A 1,645-nucleotide genomic window follows, 5' to 3' on the forward strand; every position below is an offset into this window, starting at 1 on the left:
ATCACCATCGACTGGCCGGACGCCCGGGCGCAGGCGTTGATCGGGCTAGCACATCACCTGCCCCCTGAGCAGCGTGGGCCGGTTCTCGCCCGGGCTGCGCTGAGCGCCGCTATCACCATCGACTGGCCGGACGACCAGGCGCGGGCGTTGATCGGGCTGGCGCCTTACCTGCCCCCTGACCAGCGTGCTCAGGCTCGGAGCGCCGCCATCACTATCGACCACCCGGAGGCCCGGGCGCAGGCGTTGACCAGGCTGGCACCTTACCTGCCCCCCGACCAGCGTGGGCCGGTCCTCGCCCAGGCTCTGACCGCCGTTACCACTATCGACCTGCCGTACGCCCAGGCGCGGGCGTTGACGAGGCTGGCATCTCATCTGCCTCCTGACCTGCTCGCTCAGGCTCTGAGTGCTGCTACTGCCATCGACCACCCGGAGGCTCGGGCGCAGGTGTTGATCGGGTTGGCGCCTCATTTGTCTCTTGGCCTGCTCGCTCAGGCTCTGAGTGCTGCTACTGCCATCGACCACCCGGAGGCTCGGGCGCAGGTGTTGATCGGGTTGGCGCCTTATTTGTCTTTTGACCTGCTCGCTCAGGCTCTGGGTGCTGCTAGTGCTATCGACTGGCCGTGCGCTCGGGCGCAGGTGTTGACGAGGTTGGCATCTCATCTGCCTTCTGAGCTGCTCGTTCAGGCTCTGAGCGCCGCCACCGCTATCGACCTGCCGTACGCTCGGGCGCAGGCGTTGACCAGGTTGGCGCCCCAGCTGTCTCCTGGCCTGCTCGTTCAGGCTCTGGGTGCTGCTATCACCATCGACCACCCGGAGGCTCGGGCGCAGGCGTTGATCGGGTTGGCACCTCATCTGCCTCCTGACCTGCTTGCTCAGGCTTTGCGTGCCGCCACTGCCATCGACGATCCGTACGCTCGGGCGCGGGCGTTGACGAGGTTGGCCTCTCATCTGCCTTCTGAGCTGCTCGTTCAGGCGCTGAGCGCCGCTGCCGCCATCGACGATCCGTACGCTCGGGCGCAGGTGCTGATCGGATTGGCACCCTACCTGCCTCCTGGCCTGCTTGCCCAGGCTCTGAGTGCCGCTGCCGCTATCGGCTGGCCGTACGCCCGGGTGCGGGCATTGATCGGGTTGGCATCTCATTTGTCTCCTGGCCTGCTTGCCCAGGCTCTGAGTGCCGCTGCCGCCATCGACTGGCCGGACGCCCGGGTGCGGGCGTTAACCAGGCTGGCACCTCACCTGCCCCCTGACCAGCGCGGACCGGTCCTCGCCCAGGCTCTGAGTGCTGCCACCACTATCGGCTGGCCGGAGGCCCGGGTGCGGGTGTTGATCGGGTTGGCACCTCACCTGCCCTCTGAGCAGCGTGGGCCGGTCCTCGCCCAGGCTCTGAGTGCTGCCACCGCCATCCACCGGCCGGAGGCCTGGGCGCAGGCGTTGACCAGGCTGGCACCCTACCTGCCTCCCGACCAACTCGCCCAGGCGCTGAGCGCTGCCACCGCTATCGATTGGCCGCCCGACCGGGCGCGGGCGTTGATCAGGCTGGCACCTCACCTGCCCTCTGAGCAGCGTGGGCCGGTCCTCGTCGAGGCTCTGAGTGCTGCCATCACCATCGGCTGGCCGCCCGACCGGGCGCGGGCGTTGACCAGGT

The 1,645-nt window shown here is 68.4% G+C and carries 1 pseudogene; it reads left to right on the forward strand.

Going from position 1 to position 1,645, the window contains the following annotated elements:
• Positions 1–1,645: pseudogene (locus tag MJ777_RS14585) on the forward strand (apoptotic protease-activating factor 1 like protein); the annotation flags it as partial.

The organism is Protofrankia sp. Cj5, assembly GCF_917627405.1.
Lineage (GTDB): Bacteria > Actinomycetota > Actinomycetes > Frankiales > Frankiaceae > Protofrankia.